General features: G+C 62.6%; 14 protein-coding genes. 7 read left to right on the top strand and 7 right to left on the bottom strand.

The features are described from left to right. Positions 1–14: 14 nt before the first annotated feature. The 3 genes from LDN90_RS00390 (at position 15) to LDN90_RS00380 (ending at position 3,744) form a co-directional block, all read left to right on the top strand. On the top strand, positions 15–758 hold the full coding sequence (locus LDN90_RS00390) for a peptidase E (protein WP_223947486.1): 744 nt from the start codon (positions 15–17) through the stop codon (positions 756–758). Further along, positions 751–2,181, top strand: a complete 1,431-nt coding sequence (locus LDN90_RS00385; protein ID WP_223947485.1) for an amidase — start codon at positions 751–753, stop codon at positions 2,179–2,181. The genes LDN90_RS00390 and LDN90_RS00385 overlap by 8 nt, the downstream gene beginning before the upstream one ends. 63 nt (positions 2,182–2,244) lie before the next feature. Beyond that, positions 2,245–3,744 carry a peptide MFS transporter gene (locus LDN90_RS00380; RefSeq protein WP_223947484.1) on the top strand — a complete coding sequence of 500 codons (1,500 nt, stop codon included), beginning with the start codon at positions 2,245–2,247 and terminating at the stop codon, positions 3,742–3,744. A gap of 167 nt (positions 3,745–3,911) precedes the next feature. Here LDN90_RS00380 and LDN90_RS00375 read toward each other — a convergent pair whose 3' ends face one another. Continuing rightward, a complete protein-coding gene (locus LDN90_RS00375; RefSeq protein ID WP_223947483.1) occupies positions 3,912–4,550 on the bottom strand; it encodes a DUF4190 domain-containing protein in 639 nt (212 codons plus the stop codon). A 256-nt stretch (positions 4,551–4,806) separates the two neighbouring features. Between LDN90_RS00375 and pgm the strand changes: the two genes are divergently transcribed. Then, a complete protein-coding gene (gene pgm / locus LDN90_RS00370) occupies positions 4,807–6,468 on the top strand; it encodes a phosphoglucomutase (alpha-D-glucose-1,6-bisphosphate-dependent) (RefSeq protein ID WP_223947482.1) in 1,662 nt (553 codons plus the stop codon). Between the two features lie 16 nt (positions 6,469–6,484). Here the strand turns inward: pgm and LDN90_RS00365 are convergent, their stop codons facing one another. Beyond that, positions 6,485–7,003, bottom strand: a complete 519-nt coding sequence (locus LDN90_RS00365; RefSeq protein WP_216924279.1) for a 2'-5' RNA ligase family protein — start codon at positions 7,001–7,003, stop codon at positions 6,485–6,487. A gap of 177 nt (positions 7,004–7,180) precedes the next feature. Continuing rightward, a complete protein-coding gene (locus tag LDN90_RS00360; protein WP_223947481.1) occupies positions 7,181–7,786 on the bottom strand; it encodes a malonic semialdehyde reductase in 606 nt (201 codons plus the stop codon). Between the two features lie 254 nt (positions 7,787–8,040). On the opposite strand from LDN90_RS00360, the gene LDN90_RS00355 reads away from it, so the two are divergent. Beyond that, a complete protein-coding gene (locus LDN90_RS00355) occupies positions 8,041–9,393 on the top strand; it encodes a solute carrier family 23 protein (RefSeq protein WP_216924282.1) in 1,353 nt (450 codons plus the stop codon). Between the two features lie 4 nt (positions 9,394–9,397). Here LDN90_RS00355 and LDN90_RS00350 read toward each other — a convergent pair whose 3' ends face one another. Continuing rightward, positions 9,398–9,628: a helix-turn-helix transcriptional regulator gene (locus LDN90_RS00350; protein ID WP_223947480.1), complete on the bottom strand. Its 231-nt coding sequence runs from the start codon at positions 9,626–9,628 to the stop codon at positions 9,398–9,400. After that, positions 9,628–10,119, bottom strand: a complete 492-nt coding sequence (locus tag LDN90_RS00345) for a DUF2975 domain-containing protein (protein ID WP_216924285.1) — start codon at positions 10,117–10,119, stop codon at positions 9,628–9,630. Before LDN90_RS00345 ends, LDN90_RS00350 begins: the two co-directional genes overlap by 1 nt. A 211-nt stretch (positions 10,120–10,330) precedes the next feature. On the opposite strand from LDN90_RS00345, the gene LDN90_RS00340 reads away from it, so the two are divergent. Continuing rightward, complete coding sequence (locus tag LDN90_RS00340; protein ID WP_223947479.1) at positions 10,331–10,897, top strand: type 1 glutamine amidotransferase domain-containing protein; 567 nt, start codon at positions 10,331–10,333, stop codon at positions 10,895–10,897. A 76-nt stretch (positions 10,898–10,973) separates the two neighbouring features. Continuing rightward, positions 10,974–11,525 carry a dihydrofolate reductase family protein gene (locus LDN90_RS00335; RefSeq protein ID WP_223947478.1) on the top strand — a complete coding sequence of 184 codons (552 nt, stop codon included), beginning with the start codon at positions 10,974–10,976 and terminating at the stop codon, positions 11,523–11,525. A 76-nt stretch (positions 11,526–11,601) separates the two neighbouring features. On the opposite strand, the gene LDN90_RS00330 is transcribed toward LDN90_RS00335, so the two are convergent. Further along, a complete protein-coding gene (locus tag LDN90_RS00330; protein ID WP_223947477.1) occupies positions 11,602–12,900 on the bottom strand; it encodes an MFS transporter in 1,299 nt (432 codons plus the stop codon). Beyond that, the gene (locus tag LDN90_RS00325; protein ID WP_223947476.1) at positions 12,897–13,982 is read right to left on the bottom strand and encodes a TIM barrel protein; all 1,086 of its coding nucleotides are present in this window, start codon (positions 13,980–13,982) and stop codon (positions 12,897–12,899) included. The genes LDN90_RS00330 and LDN90_RS00325 overlap by 4 nt, the downstream gene beginning before the upstream one ends. Positions 13,983–14,091: the final 109 nt, after the last annotated feature.

Genomic DNA, 14,091 nt, shown 5'->3' with positions numbered 1-14,091 from the left:
TTAGGAGCAGGACCATGGCGGCTGGCCAACCCACCATCCTCGCAACATCCGGCGGTTACAGGCCAGGCAGCCGGACCCGCATCGAGTTCGACCACCTCATGCACTACGCCGTGGAGTTATCCGGGGTAAGTGGCCGCGCACCCCGCGTGACCCACATTGGTACTGCATCAGGTGACCAACGCTGGTGGGCGGCAGAGATGGATCAGGCGGCCCGCATTGCCGGATTTGATTTCGCTCATCTCAACCTCTTCACCATGCCCAATATTGAGGACCCCGAAGCGCATCTTCTGGAGCAGGACGTGGTGTGGGTCCACGGTGGTTCGGTGGTCAACCTGCTTGCCGTATGGCGGGCACACGGCCTGGATGGAATTTTGCGGAAGGCTTGGGAAAGCGGCGTGGTCCTGGCCGGGGTTTCCGCGGGTTCCATCTGTTGGTTCAAGAGCGGCGTGACGGATTCCTTCGGCCCTGAATTGCAGCCCGTGACCAATGCGCTTGGCTTCCTTCCCTATGCCAACGGCGTCCATTACGATTCCGAACCACGCCGTGCTCCTGCCATCCACAAGCTCGTGGCCAACGGCACGCTGGGCGAGGCGCATTGCACGGACGACGGCGTGGGCCTGGTTTACCAGGGCACCAAGCTCGTGGAGGTGGTGTCCGAAGTCAAGAACAAGGCCGCTTTCCGGGTTACTGCCGGTGCTGGCGAAAGCGTTGACGCCATCGCTGTGGAGGAACGGTTGGAGTCTCGTTTCCTTGGTTGATCTCTCCCCGCAGGCCCTCACGGCTGTGGCGCTTCGCGATGCCCTCGCAGCCGGCGAGCTCTCGGCACGGGATGCCGCCGACCATTTCCTGTCCGTCATCGAGGCCCGCAACAAGCATTTGGGCGCTTTCATTGCAGTCACAGCAGAGCAAGCGATGGCCGATGCCAGCACCGCGGACAACCTCCGTTCGAAACTGCGCCGCGAGGGCCGCCTCTCCGAATTGCCGCTGCTGCATGGCGTGCCCTTGGCGTTCAAAGACCTTACGGACGTAGCCGGCGTTCCCACCACCCACGGCAGCGCCGCTTTGGAGCACAAACCTGCGCCGGAGGACGGCGCCCTCGCAGCCACTTTAAGAGGCCAAGGCGCCATCTCGCTGGGCAAGACGCAAGTTCCGGAGTTCGGACTCACCGCGTACAGCGAAAACCGCATTGCACCGCCGTCGCGCAATCCCCATTCCCTAAGCCGAAGTTCGGGCGGGTCGTCGGGCGGAAGCGCTGCGGCCGTGGCAGCTGGGATGGTTCCGTTCGCTCCCGGGACCGACGGCGGCGGTTCCATCCGGATTCCCGCCGGCGCCTGTGGACTGATGGGGCTCAAGCCGGGGCGCGGCGTGGTGCCATCGGGAGCGAGCGCGGGCGATGCAGCTAAATTGGTGGTCGCCGGACCGTTGGCACGCACGGCGGCGGACGCTGCCCTGCTGATGGACGCGCTGGTCCCCCGCGAACAAGCGCCCGACGGCGGTTATCTCGCCAACGTTGATCACGCTCCAATGCCACTCAAGGTGGGCGTGAGCCTGGATAGCCCATGGGCCGGAGTGTTCCCTTTCGAGGTGGAACAGGAAGCATTGGACGCCCTTGCGCGGGGAATCAAGCTACTTGAGGAGGCGGGGCACCGTGTTGCGGAAGCGGAGGTCCGCTACGACAACCGCTACCCCGAGGCGTTCACCGCAGCCTGGACTGCCGGCGTCGGGAATGCCCGAATAGCACCCCAGCGGGAGGCCTTGCTGACCCCGCTCACGCGGACATTCCGGCGTCGTGCGCAGCAGCGCAGCGCGTTGAAGGTCAATGAAGCCCTCGGTTTCCTGCGACAGTTCGAGCACGACACGATTGCGCAATACGCAGAGTGGGACGTCATCCTCATGCCCACGCTGGCGCAGACACCGCGCCCGATCGGCTGGTTCACGGGCGGCGGCCACAGCAGCGAGCCTTGGCCGAGCGAGTGGGCCGGTGACGCGGACGAGGACTACAGAAGACAGTGCGAGTACGCGCCTTGGTCCTCCATGGTCAATGTGTGCGGATTGCCGGCGATAAGCATTCCTGTGTTTCTTACGGAGAGCGGGCTGCCGATGGGTATCCAGCTCATTGGCAAAATGGGATCTGAGCTGCAGCTTCTTCAGCTCGCCGCGATTCTGGAGGCCTTTCAGTAAGCGGGTTTGAGTGGTTGTCTACCATATGGAAAGTGGTTGCCATGGGCATCCATCGATGTGACAATGCCCGCAGTCAATGCCAGCATTGAGGAAATGAGCACACCTCTAACCACGGCTACGCCCCAAAAACCATCGGGCGATACGTCATTCTTCGGCCACCCAAAGATGCTGGCCAGCCTCTTCTCCGTGGAGATGTGGGAGCGATTCTCCTTCTACGGCATGCAGGGCATCTTGCTTTACTACATGTACTTCACCGCGGACCAAGGCGGGCTTTCCATCGACAAGGGCCTCGCCGCAGGCTTGGTCGGCGCGTATGGTGGCGGCGTTTACTTGTCCACGATTCTGGGCGCCTGGCTCGCCGACCGTCTCTTTGGCTCTGAAAAAGTCCTCTTCGGCTCCGCCCTCATGATCATGGCCGGCCACATCGCACTGGCCCTCCTGCCCGGTATTCCCGGATTGATCGCAGGCCTGGTGCTTGTGGGGATCGGCTCCGGTGGCCTGAAGGCCAACGCGACGGCGCTGGTCGGCAGCCTGTACGGCGAGAAGGACGAACGCCGCGACGCCGGTTTCTCCATCTTCTACATGGGCATCAACATCGGCGGGCTCATCGGCCCGCTGGTCACCGGCTGGCTCCAGGAGAGCAACGGCTTCCACTGGGGCTTCGGCGCAGCGGCAGTGGGCATGGCGATCGGCCTGGTCATATACTCGCTGGGCCGCAACAAGCTTCCCGAGGAAGCCCACCGCGTTCCCAACCCGCTCCCGGCTGCTGACCGCACCCGGTACGGGCTGATTTTCCTGGGCATCCTGATCGTGATCGGCGTACTGCTCGGCACGGGCACCGTTAACGCTGACAACCTGGCACGCAGCATGGCCTACGCTGCCATCGGGGCCTCGGTGATTTACCTTTTCCTGATCTTCCGCAGCGCCAAAGTCACAGGCTTGGAGCGCAAACGCGTGCTGGCCTTCATCCCGCTGTACATCGCATCGGCCGCGTTCTGGGCACTGTTCCAGCAGCAGTTCACGTTCATCGCCGTCTACTCCGAGGAGAAACTGGACCGCAACCTGTTCGGTTGGGAAATGCCAGCCGCATGGGTCCAGTCCATCAACCCTGTGTTCATCATCATCTTCGCCGGTGTCATGGCAGCCCTGTGGACCAAGCTTGGTTCCAAGCAGCCGAGTTCCCCGCTGAAGTTCTCGGCAGGCCTGCTCATCATGGGACTGGCGTTCCTTGCGTTCATCCCGCTGGCTGGCGAGGGCAAGACACCGCTGCTGGCACTGGTAGGAATCCTGTTCCTGTTCACCCTGGCAGAGCTCTTCCTCTCCCCCATTGGCCTATCCGTGAGCACCAAACTCGCCCCGCAGGCTTTCCACACCCAGATGGTGGCGCTGTTTTTCCTGTCCGTCTCCCTGGGCACCACGCTGGCAGGCATCCTTGCGGGCCTTTACAACCCCGACGACGAACTCCCGTACTTCCTGGGCATCGGCGGTGTGGCTGTGGTGTTGGCTGTGGCCCTCGCCGCTGGATCCCCGGCCATCAAGAAGCTAATGGGTGGGGTGAGGTAGCTGGCTTTAGGGCCTTCGAATTCCGGCGTCGCTCACGGCAACTGACCGACCCGGTTTGCGCTTAACAACGACGGCGACCCTTACGCTCGGTGGGATTCCCACCCGACGTAAGGGTCGCCGTCGTACGCGTTTATGCACAGCTGCCCCCGCGAGGGGCGCAGTGAGCGTTAGTAGTTGTACCTGCTGGTTGATGCCCCGATCGCGGCGAAGAAGAAGATCAAGACCACCACCGTGATAGCCACGCCGACATAACCCATGATCAGGCCGGCAAGCGCCATGCCCTTGCCAGCCGGTTCGCGGTTGAGGGCAAGGTGGCCCAGGACCACTGCTGCGATTTGCGGCAGGATGAAGAACCCAAAGCCCACAAACGTTGCAATGCCGCAGCACATGCTCGCGATGCTCAGGCCCTTGGGCTGCGTGGGCATGGCGTAGTAAGCGGGCTGGCCGTACGGGTTCTGCTGCCCATAGGGCTGCTGCTGGTACGGGGTCTGGTTGTACTGGCTCTGGCCGTAAGGGCTCGGCGGCTGGCCATAGGGCGATGGGGCCGGCTGGCTGTAATCACCGGGTGTGTATGAGGCCTGGCTTGCGCCGCTCTGGCCGCTGCTCTGGCTTGTGGGCGGGAGCGGCTGCGTGTAGAAGTCGTTCTGGCCCTGGGCGTTCTGCGTGTACGCGCCCTGATCGTACGGCGGAAGCGGCTGCGTCTGTGAGCTCTGCTCCGGTGCGCTGAATTCGGCGGGCGGGATGTACTGCGGCGGTTCGTAGCCCGCCGGTTTGTCCTCGTTGCCCTTGGATGGTTGATCTGACATGGGAATCCCCCTCGCTAAGTCTTCGTTTCCCACCCTACCGCCGCGACGTTCGCCGCATAAGGCGACCCGCTTTCCGGGTTTGGCCCATTATCTGGAACGCCGACGGGGCGGAATCCTCCCACTAAAGCCGCCGCTCGTAAACGCGAGGTAAATCTTTGGCTCATCCGGCGCCACATCGCCGCCATTCTGCGTCACAGGGGCGGCATCCCGGGACATTTCCTGTCAGGGGGCGCGGTGGTCTGGCATGCTGGACGACATGGCTAGCCGAGCGGGCACAGTTGCCCTTCCCCAGGACCTTGTTGACATCACAGCCCTGCTGGACGCGTACTTCGACGTCACCCCGGATTTGGGCGATCCCGCGCAACGCGTGGCGTTTGGAACGTCGGGCCACCGCGGATCCAGCTTGAAGTCGTCGTTCAACGAGCCGCACATCCTCGCGATCACGCAGGCAATCGTTGAATACCGCGGCCGCCAGGGCATCACCGGGCCGTTGTTCATCGGGCGGGACACCCACGCCCTGAGCGAGCCCGCGCAGAACTCCGCTTTGGAGGTGCTCGCGGCCAACGGCGTCACGGTGCTCGTGGATGCGCGCCACGGCTACACGCCCACGCCCGCACTGAGCCACGCCATCCTCAAGTACAACCGCGAAGCCGCACCGGGAACGCCGCAGGCTGACGGCATTGTTGTCACGCCCAGCCACAACCCGCCAGGCGACGGTGGCTTCAAGTACAACCCCCCGCACGGCGGACCGGCCGACACGGACGCCACAGGGTGGATCGCCGAACGCGCCAACCAGCTCCTTGAGAACGGCCTCCGGGGCGTCAAGCGCATTCCCTTGAATGATGCCTTGAATGCGGACACCACCGGAAAGTTCGACTTCCTCAGCAGCTACGTTGACGATCTCCCGTCCGTCCTGGATCTTGACGCGATCCGCAACGCCGGTGTCCGCATCGGTGCCGATCCCATGGGCGGCGCGTCCGTTGACTACTGGGGCGAAATCGGTGAGCGTCACCAGCTCAACCTGACGGTCGTGAACCCCACCGTCGACCCCCAGTGGGCTTTCATGACCCTGGACTGGGACGAGAAGATCCGCATGGACTGCTCCTCGCCGTCGGCTATGGCATCACTCATCAAGCGCATGTCTGTGGGCGCCGATGGTACTGCCGCCTACGACGTCGCCACGGGTAACGACGCCGACGCTGACCGTCACGGCATCGTCACGCCGGACGGTGGACTCATGAACCCGAACCACTACCTCGCTGTCGCCATCGACTACTTGTACCGGAACCGCAGCGGCTGGAATCCCGAATCCGTGGTCGGTAAGACGCTGGTTTCGTCCTCGATCATCGACCGCGTAGCCGCAGGACTCGGCCGCAAGCTGGTTGAAGTTCCCGTCGGATTCAAGTGGTTCGTTCCGGGCCTGCTGTCCGGCGAGGGTGCGTTCGGTGGCGAGGAATCGGCCGGCGCTTCCTTTAACAAGCGCGACGGCAGTGTGTGGACCACGGACAAGGACGGCATCCTTCTGGCCCTGCTGGCCTCGGAAATCACGGCTGTCACGGGTAAGTCGCCGTCGCAGCTGTACAAGGGACTCACCGACCAGTTCGGCGCACCCGTCTACGCGCGCATCGACGCCGCCGCCACCCGTGAGCAGAAGGCCAAGCTTGGCAAGCTCTCCGCGGCGGACGTCACGGCTACTTCACTGGCCGGCGAAGACATCATCGCCAAGCTCACGGAAGCACCCGGCAACGGCGCTTCAATCGGCGGCCTGAAGGTTGTTACCGAGAACGCATGGTTCGCTGCCCGCCCCTCCGGCACCGAGGATGTGTACAAGATCTACGCGGAGTCCTTCAAGGGCGCCGATCACCTGGCCAAGGTGCAGGAGGAAGCCAAGGCTTTGGTGGATGGGGTCATTGCCTAGGCTCTGATTCGCGTCCTTATGCGGTTTGCGAGTCCTCAGCCTCTGCGGCGTCCTGCGTCCAGAGCCTGAGGATGCGCCGGATGGTGTGGTTGCCTTCCGGCGCCATGTCCACCAGCGCCACCTGGTCAAGCACGACGACGTCTCCCGGCTTTGGGCGTTTGCCGTCGTGATGCGAGATGTGTGGTCGGTAACGTTCAAGGACGTAATTCGGCGTAGCGATGCGCCCGCCCACGCTGACCACGGCGTCGAAGAGCTCCTCGTGCAGGCCTTGGAGCAACGGGTTTTGTTCCACCAAGCTCACGGGAATCGATCCCATGTGGCCGAAGCCCGCTTCTTCCCCAATGGTCAGTTGCGTTCCGAGGGCTCCCTGGACCGGCGCCTCGGCCAAGTCAGCGAGGACATCGGCGACGTCGGCACTCACGTCAGTTCCGACGTCGAACCTTAACAACGTGATGTGGAGGGGCCAGTCGCTGCGCGGAAACACCAGCCCTGGCCGCACGGGCTCCGTAAATGCCACCCAGATGAGGTTCCGCATAGGCATAGTTTGCCACTCAGCGGGTCAGAACTGACGGGATCTGCGAGAGGGATGCCGAAATAGCCGCAGGATGTGAGAGAGCATCCAAACCCCCGGATCCTCGCTCACATCCTGACCCTTAAGCGCCGATGCTCTCGCACATCCTGTACGAGAGCATCGGCGGAAAAGTTGGAAAGACTAAACGGTGCGGACAACCTCTTCGTACGCAAACTTCGGCTTGGCTTCGCCCCAGGCGTCCGGGCCGGGCTGGCCGATGTTGACCACGAGGAAGCTCTTCTGGTCGCCGGCGGGGAAGAACTCAGTATCGATGGCGGCGAAGTCAGCGCCGGTCATCGGGCCAGCAGCGAAACCGAGTGAGCGCACGGCCAGAATGAAGTAGCCGGCCTGCAGGTGGGCGTTGTTGTTGCCGGTTGAGGCAGCGAAGGCGGGATCGGCGTCGTACATTGCCTTGGGGGCGCCGTAGGCGGGGAGGAACTTGTCCCACTGGCCCTGCCAATCGGTGTCGTAGGACAGGATGGCGACCAGCGGAGCCGAGGCGGTCTTGGCCTGGTTGCCCTTGGAGAGCGCGTCAACCAGCTTGGCGCGGGCCTCGTCCGAACGCACGTACGTGACGCGGAGCGGCTGGGAGTTAAAGGCAGTGGGGCCAAACTTGGTGAGCTCGTAGATGGCGCGGGCCTGCTCGTCGGTGACCTCACCGGCAAAGCTGTTTGCGGTGCGGGCTTCGGCAAAAATGGCGTCGACTGCTGCGGCGTCAATGACTGCTTCTTCGTGGGCGATCGTCATTCGTAAACCTTTCGCTGGGCCCTGGCCCTGGGGTGGCCGGGCACTTCTGCTTTCCATGGTTGCAACTTCAACTTCACATGTCCTCTTCCCGTGACGGCCCGTGACGTTGGGCACAGTGAATGACTCCGCGTGTCGTTTCCTTGCGTTGCGGGGCCTGATTTGCGCGCCATTCCGAGCGCGAGGCGCGTAGAGCAGGCCCCACAATGGCGGTAATGTTGCACCGAATCCCAACATTCTTCTGAGGAAGGCCCGCCATGAGCATGCTCGGCACCAAATGGAAGCTCCACGGCAACGGGAAGTCGGTCCGGCCCGGCCACGTGGTCTCGCCCGACGAGCGGCTTGCTTGGCCCCTCACCATTGGCATCGGCATGCAGCACGTGGTCGCGATGTTCGGTGCGACGTTCCTGGTACCGATCATTACCGGCATGCCGCCCGCCACCACATTGCTCTTCTCGGGCATCGGCACGCTGCTTTTCCTCATCATCACCAAGGGCCGCGTGCCCAGCTACCTGGGTTCCAGCTTCGCTTTCATCGCCCCGATCATGGCGTCCCAGCAACAGTACGGCGTTAGTGGCGCTTTGGGCGGCGTGGTGCTTGCCGGCGTCGTACTGGCGCTTATTGGGGCCGTGGTCCAGAAGTTTGGCGCCGAATGGATCAACCGGCTCATGCCGCCGATCGTCACAGGCGCGATCGTCGCGCTGATCGGCCTCAATCTGGCGCCGGCCGCGAAAAACAACTTCGACCTCGCACCGGTAACCGCCTTGGTAACCCTGGTGACGATCATCCTGGTCAGCGTCCTTTTCCGCGGAATCCTGGGGCGCCTGAGCATTCTGGTGGGCGTCGTGGTCGGGTATCTCGTGGCGATGATGCGCGGCGAGGTCAGCTACGAAAAGATGGATGCGGCCGCGTGGGTGGGCCTGCCCCTGTTCCAGACGCCCGAGTTCCACATCGGGGTCGTGGGCTTGTTCGTGCCGGTGGTGCTGGTTCTGGTGGCCGAGAACGTGGGACACGTAAAGTCTGTGGCTGCGATGACCGGTCAAAACCTCGACGGCGTCTCCGGACGCGCGCTGATGGCCGACGGCGCCGCGACCGTACTTGCCGGCCTCGGCGGCGGTTCCGGTACCACGACGTACGCGGAAAACATTGGCGTCATGGCCGCCACCAAGGTCTACTCGACGGCGGCCTACTGGGTTGCCGGTATCTTCGCCATTCTGCTGAGCTTCTCCCCGAAATTCGGCGAACTGATCGCAACCGTCCCGGCCGGCGTCCTCGGCGGCGCTGCGACCATGCTGTACGGCATGATCGGTGTGCTCGGCGTGAAGATCTGGGTGCAGAACAAGGTCAACTTCTCCAACCCGATCAACCTGACCACGGCTGCTGTTGCCCTGATTATCGGCATTGCGGATTACACGTGGACTATTGGCGAGCTGAAGTTCACGGGCATTGCCTTGGGGTCTGCCGCCGCCCTGGTGATCTACCACGGCATGAAGGGCTTGGCTCGCTGGCGCGGCACGGTTGCGGAGCCCGAGACGGAAACGGCTGGGTTGCCTCCTGCCGTGAAGTCCGCGATGAACGCTGCGGCGAAGAGGACCGGGAAGAAGAAATAGGGGGTTAGGCCGCCCCGGCGTCCTCCTCTACCTCAGCTTCCCACCGCAGCAGATCCCCTGGCTGACATTCCAGCACCTCGCACAGCGCTTCGAGCGTAGTAAACCGCACTGCCTTTGCCCGCCCATTCTTCAGCACAGCCAAGTTGGCAGGTGTGATTCCAACCCGTTCAGCGAGCACGCCCACGGGCATCTTCCGCTTGGCCAGCATGACGTCGATGTCCACGATGATGGGCATCAGATCACCTCGTCGAGCTCGGAGCGCAAGCGTGCCGCTTCCACGTCGCGTTCCACAGCTTGGGCAAGCAGCGCCCGCATCACCAAAACAAGAAGCGCCACACCGCCGATCATCAGCGAAGCCCCGCAAATCAACAGCACAATCCCGGGCGCAATATCGCCCGGAGCCAAGATCACCGCGATGCCGAACATCAACACTGCGGCAATGGAAACAGCTCCGAAGATCACGTCTACGAACCGGAAGGCCGCGTGGGAGAAGACCGTTCCCCGGCGCACCATCGTGAGCAAACGCCACACGCAGACTGCAACAACCTGAACACAGAGAATCCCCAGGACCACGATCACCAGCAGTGCGATACGTGGACCGTCGGGGGCGCCAGCCTCAACAAGGTCGGCAGAGAACAGCGGCACCATCCACACCTGAACGAACAGTGAGCCAGCCAAAACCATCGCAATAACTACCCGCAACGCGAGGATTGTTAGCTTTCCCATGTGAGCTCCTTTTTATCGAACAACAATGTGATTCTATCGATATTCGATCGTTAAGCAATCAGCATCCCAGCGTTGGTCAATAGTCAGGTTGCTTACTAAAACGTCCTCCCCTAGGCTTGAACAGGTCAGACAAACAACTCTCACAGCGGCGGCTAACGCCCGCGCGCAATCGCAAGCGAACGCAAATCCGCCGCGCAATGGAGGAGGAACGATGTCAGAACACAGCATCACAGGCAAGAAGATCGCATTTCTGCTGACCGACGGCGTGGAGCAGGTTGAGCTCACCAGCCCGTGGCAAGCCGTGAAGGACGCTGGCGGCCAGCCAACGCTCGTGGCACTTTCAAAGGGAAAGCTGCAGGGATTCAACGGCGTGGAGAAGGGCGACACCTTCGACGTCGATCTCGCAGTAGCTGACGCCAACCCATCGGATTTTGACGCCCTGGTACTCCCAGGCGGCGTGGTAAATGCAGATCATCTCCGCGTGGACAAGGATGCGCAGAACTTCACGCGCGCCTTCTTCGAGCAGCACAAGCCCGTAGCCTCGATCTGCCACGGGCCGTGGATCCTCATCGACGCGGGCGTCATCAGGGGCCGCAACGTCACTTCGTACCACACGCTCCAGACGGACCTGAAGAACGCGGGCGCCAACTGGACCGATGAGGAAGTCGTCGTGGACCAGGGCCTTGTCACCAGTCGGAACCCGGACGACCTCCCAGCGTTCAACAGCAAGGTTGTAGAGGAAATCTCCGAGGGCCAGCACGCTGGCCAGACTGCTTAGCGCCACGCTCCCAAGGTCCTTCCCAAGCACGCCGTCACAACATAGCGTGATGCCTGAGAACCCGATGGAGGTACGTATGCGTAAAATTACCGCTGGGCTGTTCCACTCCGTGGATGGCGTAGTTCAGGACCCGTTCAAGTTCCAGTTCGATAGCTTCGACGAAGAGCTGGGCAAGGGCCTGACCAAGATGATCAACACCGTGGACACGGTGGTTCTGGGCCGCGTCAGCTACCAGGAGTGGGCCGGATATTGGCCGAATGCGTCGCAGGACGAAGATTTTGCCGCATTCATCAATCCCGTGGAGAAGTTCGTCGCGTCCCGCACGCTCTCCGAGCCCCTCGGGTGGGAAAACTCGCACCTCATCGACGGACCGCTGGAGCAGTTCATCACTGACCTGAAAGGGCGTGACGGTGGGGAGATCGCAGTCTGCGGCAGCATCTCGGTTGTTCGCCAGCTGCTGTTCGCGGGGATCCTGGACGAGCTGACGCTCATGACCCACCCTGTGGTGGCCGGCAGCGGTCGGCGGCTTTTCGAAGACGGCGACCCCCTGAACAGACTCGTCCTGGAAGACCAGTACGCCACGAGCAAGGGCAACGTTGTGAGCACGTACAGCCTGCGAAGGGATTGACCTGCTGCTGCCGTAACGACGACGGAACCCCCGCGGTAGGCGGGGGTTCCGTCGTCGTGTGCGTTTAGGAAATTGTTTACGTCCAGGAGTTTGAAGGGACCTCGACGGCGGCGCGCCGGGCCCGCGCGACCCGCACGAGACCGCTGGAGACGAGCGCCCCCACGAGGGCAAGTGCCGCGAGCACGATGAACACGATGTGGTAGCCGGCAGCTCCCGGGTTGGCATCCAGGATGGAGCCGTAGACGATGAAAGCGAACATCCCCGGCGCATAACCCACGAGGCATGCGATCCCGAAGGCGGTGCCGCTGGTCTCCTCGGGGATTCCAACCTCGTCCATCGGGGCCCAGAACACGCCGCGCATGGTGAAGATGATGAGTGAGAACAGCAGGGTGACGATCATGGCCGGAATCTGGCTGCCCGGATCAGCCGGGAGGAGCAGCAGGACCGCCACCACCGGGATCAGGCACAGGAACGCCAGGCGGATGTACCTGCTGGCACCCTTGAATACCTTGTCCACCAGGACGCCGCCGATGGGGCCGCCGAGGATCTTCAGGCCGTACTGGTTGATGATGCCGTAAGCGCCGACGAGCGCGACGGGAAGTCCGTAGACGTAGGTCAGATAGGGGATGAAATAGGTGAGGCCACAGTAGACCACGTACACCATGAACACGGTGAAACTGACCCACCAGAGCTGAGGCAGCTTGGCTGCGCGCCAGATTTCAGCGAGACCAGCCTTATGCTTCCTAGGCGTTGGATTCTCACTGGCCTGGTTGCGAAGCAGCAGGAACAGAAGCACACCGACGGCAATGTCAAGGATCGCATAGAAGGCGATGGCCGCTCGGAAGCCACCAACCCCCGAACCGAGCCAAACGAAGATTCCCAGGGCGGAGAAGGCCACCGCAGTGTCAACGACGCCGCGCCCGCCCTCGAGCAGGCCGAAGAGCCGCCCCTGCTCCTTGGAACCACCGAGCTGGCGGATGCTCTTCAGCAGCGCCGGCCAGACCAGGCAGTCTGAGCACACAGCGAGCAGCGCGAAGACCACCAGGAGCGTATTGAATCCGGGGAAGGTGCTAAGGAACAGTCCCAGCGCTCCGCAGCCTACGAGTCCGAGCGGGATGAGGACCCGCGTGGAGAAGCGGTCCGCGAGGTAACCGCCCACAACGAAAAGGGCCGTTGCGACGATCGAGTTTACGCTCAGCAGCGTCCCGATCTCGGTATGGCTGAGGCCCATGGCCTCCTGCATGGGAACGTAGAACGCGTCCTTGAGGTTGGAGAGCTTATAGATCGTACCGCCCGCCATGACGAGCAGAGCGAAGCGGATCCACTTGCTCCAGTCGATGCTTTTCGTCGTCTTCTCGGGGGCTATCGCGCTCATCGTGCACCTTCCAAGGTCTTGTTTGCTTCCAGGTGCGACACAGCGATATCGCGTAATGAGGCGAGCAGGCCTTTCACATACTTCACTTGGTCGTGGGCCCACCCGGGTTCGGCAGCGAGCAGATCCTCCCTGGTCCACCCTGCAGGGATTCCCGTTGTACTGAAATCCCGGTATGGGATGAAGGGGTCCTCTCCCTCACCGGCGTGCCGGAATGCAGGCGCGTAGTACAGGTTCTCCTGCTCAAGAGCCAAGGCGATCACCTGGGGCTCGTCCTTGCCGAGCATCAAGAGCTCGAAGAGCATCCGCGCGCCGGGGAGGTCGTCGTCCGGACTTCCCTGGAGCACGCCGCGGTGACCATACCCGTCCCCCTCGGGGAGAACGTGAACACCTTTCAAGTGTGCCTGAAGAATGTGCGGTGCGAGCGTCGATAGGGCGTCCATCGGTCTCTCACAGGCATTGACCATGTTCCCGAAATCGAACATGGCGTGAAGTCGCGGGTGGGAGATGCGGCGCAACAGCCCGGCAATCTCGGTTGATCGCAGCTCCTCGTGCTGCTCGAAGGAAAAATGCAGGCGGTGCTCGTCGGCCAGCTCAGCGAGCCAGCGCAGGTCTTCCTCTATCCGAGCTAAGACATCGGAGAGTACGCCTTCGAAACGCGAGTAGACGCGGATGTTTTGGACGCCGAGGAGCCCGGCAATGCGGACTGCTTCCTCCACGTCCGGGCGTGCGGTGGTGCTGATCTCCAGATGGATGCTGAGACCCAGGCTGCGGGCGCGGTCCGCGAACTGGCGCAAGCCGTCATCGCTCATCCGCCCCAGGCTCCGCTCCTCGCCGTCGAGGACGTGGATGCACACACCCGCCAGGCCATGGCGATCCGCGAAGTCGAGGACATCGTGCGGCGAATAATCTCCGTACGTCAGGTTGCCCAGGAGGGCGTAAGCATGGCCGAACAGTCGGGCGCCATCGATTCGGTCGATCAGGGTTCGGGCAAGCTCGTCGGTCAGTCGCGGCAGCGAGTCGATTTCCTCTTCATTGAGGCGAGGTTTCAGGAGCTCCTGAAATCGGGTGTCGGAAGGGGGCATGGCTGGCTCCTTGGGAGGCGTGCGAAGGGCGGTGAGGATTGTCACACACCATTTGTACGCGGGTAATGGACGTCGAAAAAGATCCATTATGGGCATTGCTGTTAAGTCC

The organism is Arthrobacter sp. NtRootA1 (assembly GCF_019976975.1).
GTDB lineage: Bacteria > Actinomycetota > Actinomycetes > Actinomycetales > Micrococcaceae > Arthrobacter > Arthrobacter aromaticivorans.
This window is presented reverse-complemented; position numbering and strand designations above follow the sequence as displayed.

Coding starts and splice junctions, on each gene's coding strand:
- LDN90_RS00390 (WP_223947486.1), top strand. CDS start 15: ATGGCGGCTGGCCAACCCACCATCCTCGCAACATCCGGCGGTTACAGG.
- LDN90_RS00340 (WP_223947479.1), top strand. CDS start 10,331: ATGTCAGAACACAGCATCACAGGCAAGAAGATCGCATTTCTGCTGACC.
- LDN90_RS00380 (WP_223947484.1), top strand. CDS start 2,245: ATGCCCGCAGTCAATGCCAGCATTGAGGAAATGAGCACACCTCTAACC.
- LDN90_RS00355 (WP_216924282.1), top strand. CDS start 8,041: ATGAGCATGCTCGGCACCAAATGGAAGCTCCACGGCAACGGGAAGTCG.
- LDN90_RS00330 (WP_223947477.1), bottom strand. CDS start 12,900: ATGAGCGCGATAGCCCCCGAGAAGACGACGAAAAGCATCGACTGGAGC.
- LDN90_RS00375 (WP_223947483.1), bottom strand. CDS start 4,550: ATGTCAGATCAACCATCCAAGGGCAACGAGGACAAACCGGCGGGCTAC.
- LDN90_RS00365 (WP_216924279.1), bottom strand. CDS start 7,003: ATGCGGAACCTCATCTGGGTGGCATTTACGGAGCCCGTGCGGCCAGGG.
- LDN90_RS00350 (WP_223947480.1), bottom strand. CDS start 9,628: ATGCCCATCATCGTGGACATCGACGTCATGCTGGCCAAGCGGAAGATG.
- LDN90_RS00360 (WP_223947481.1), bottom strand. CDS start 7,786: ATGACGATCGCCCACGAAGAAGCAGTCATTGACGCCGCAGCAGTCGAC.
- LDN90_RS00345 (WP_216924285.1), bottom strand. CDS start 10,119: ATGGGAAAGCTAACAATCCTCGCGTTGCGGGTAGTTATTGCGATGGTT.
- pgm (WP_223947482.1), top strand. CDS start 4,807: ATGGCTAGCCGAGCGGGCACAGTTGCCCTTCCCCAGGACCTTGTTGAC.
- LDN90_RS00335 (WP_223947478.1), top strand. CDS start 10,974: ATGCGTAAAATTACCGCTGGGCTGTTCCACTCCGTGGATGGCGTAGTT.
- LDN90_RS00325 (WP_223947476.1), bottom strand. CDS start 13,982: ATGCCCCCTTCCGACACCCGATTTCAGGAGCTCCTGAAACCTCGCCTC.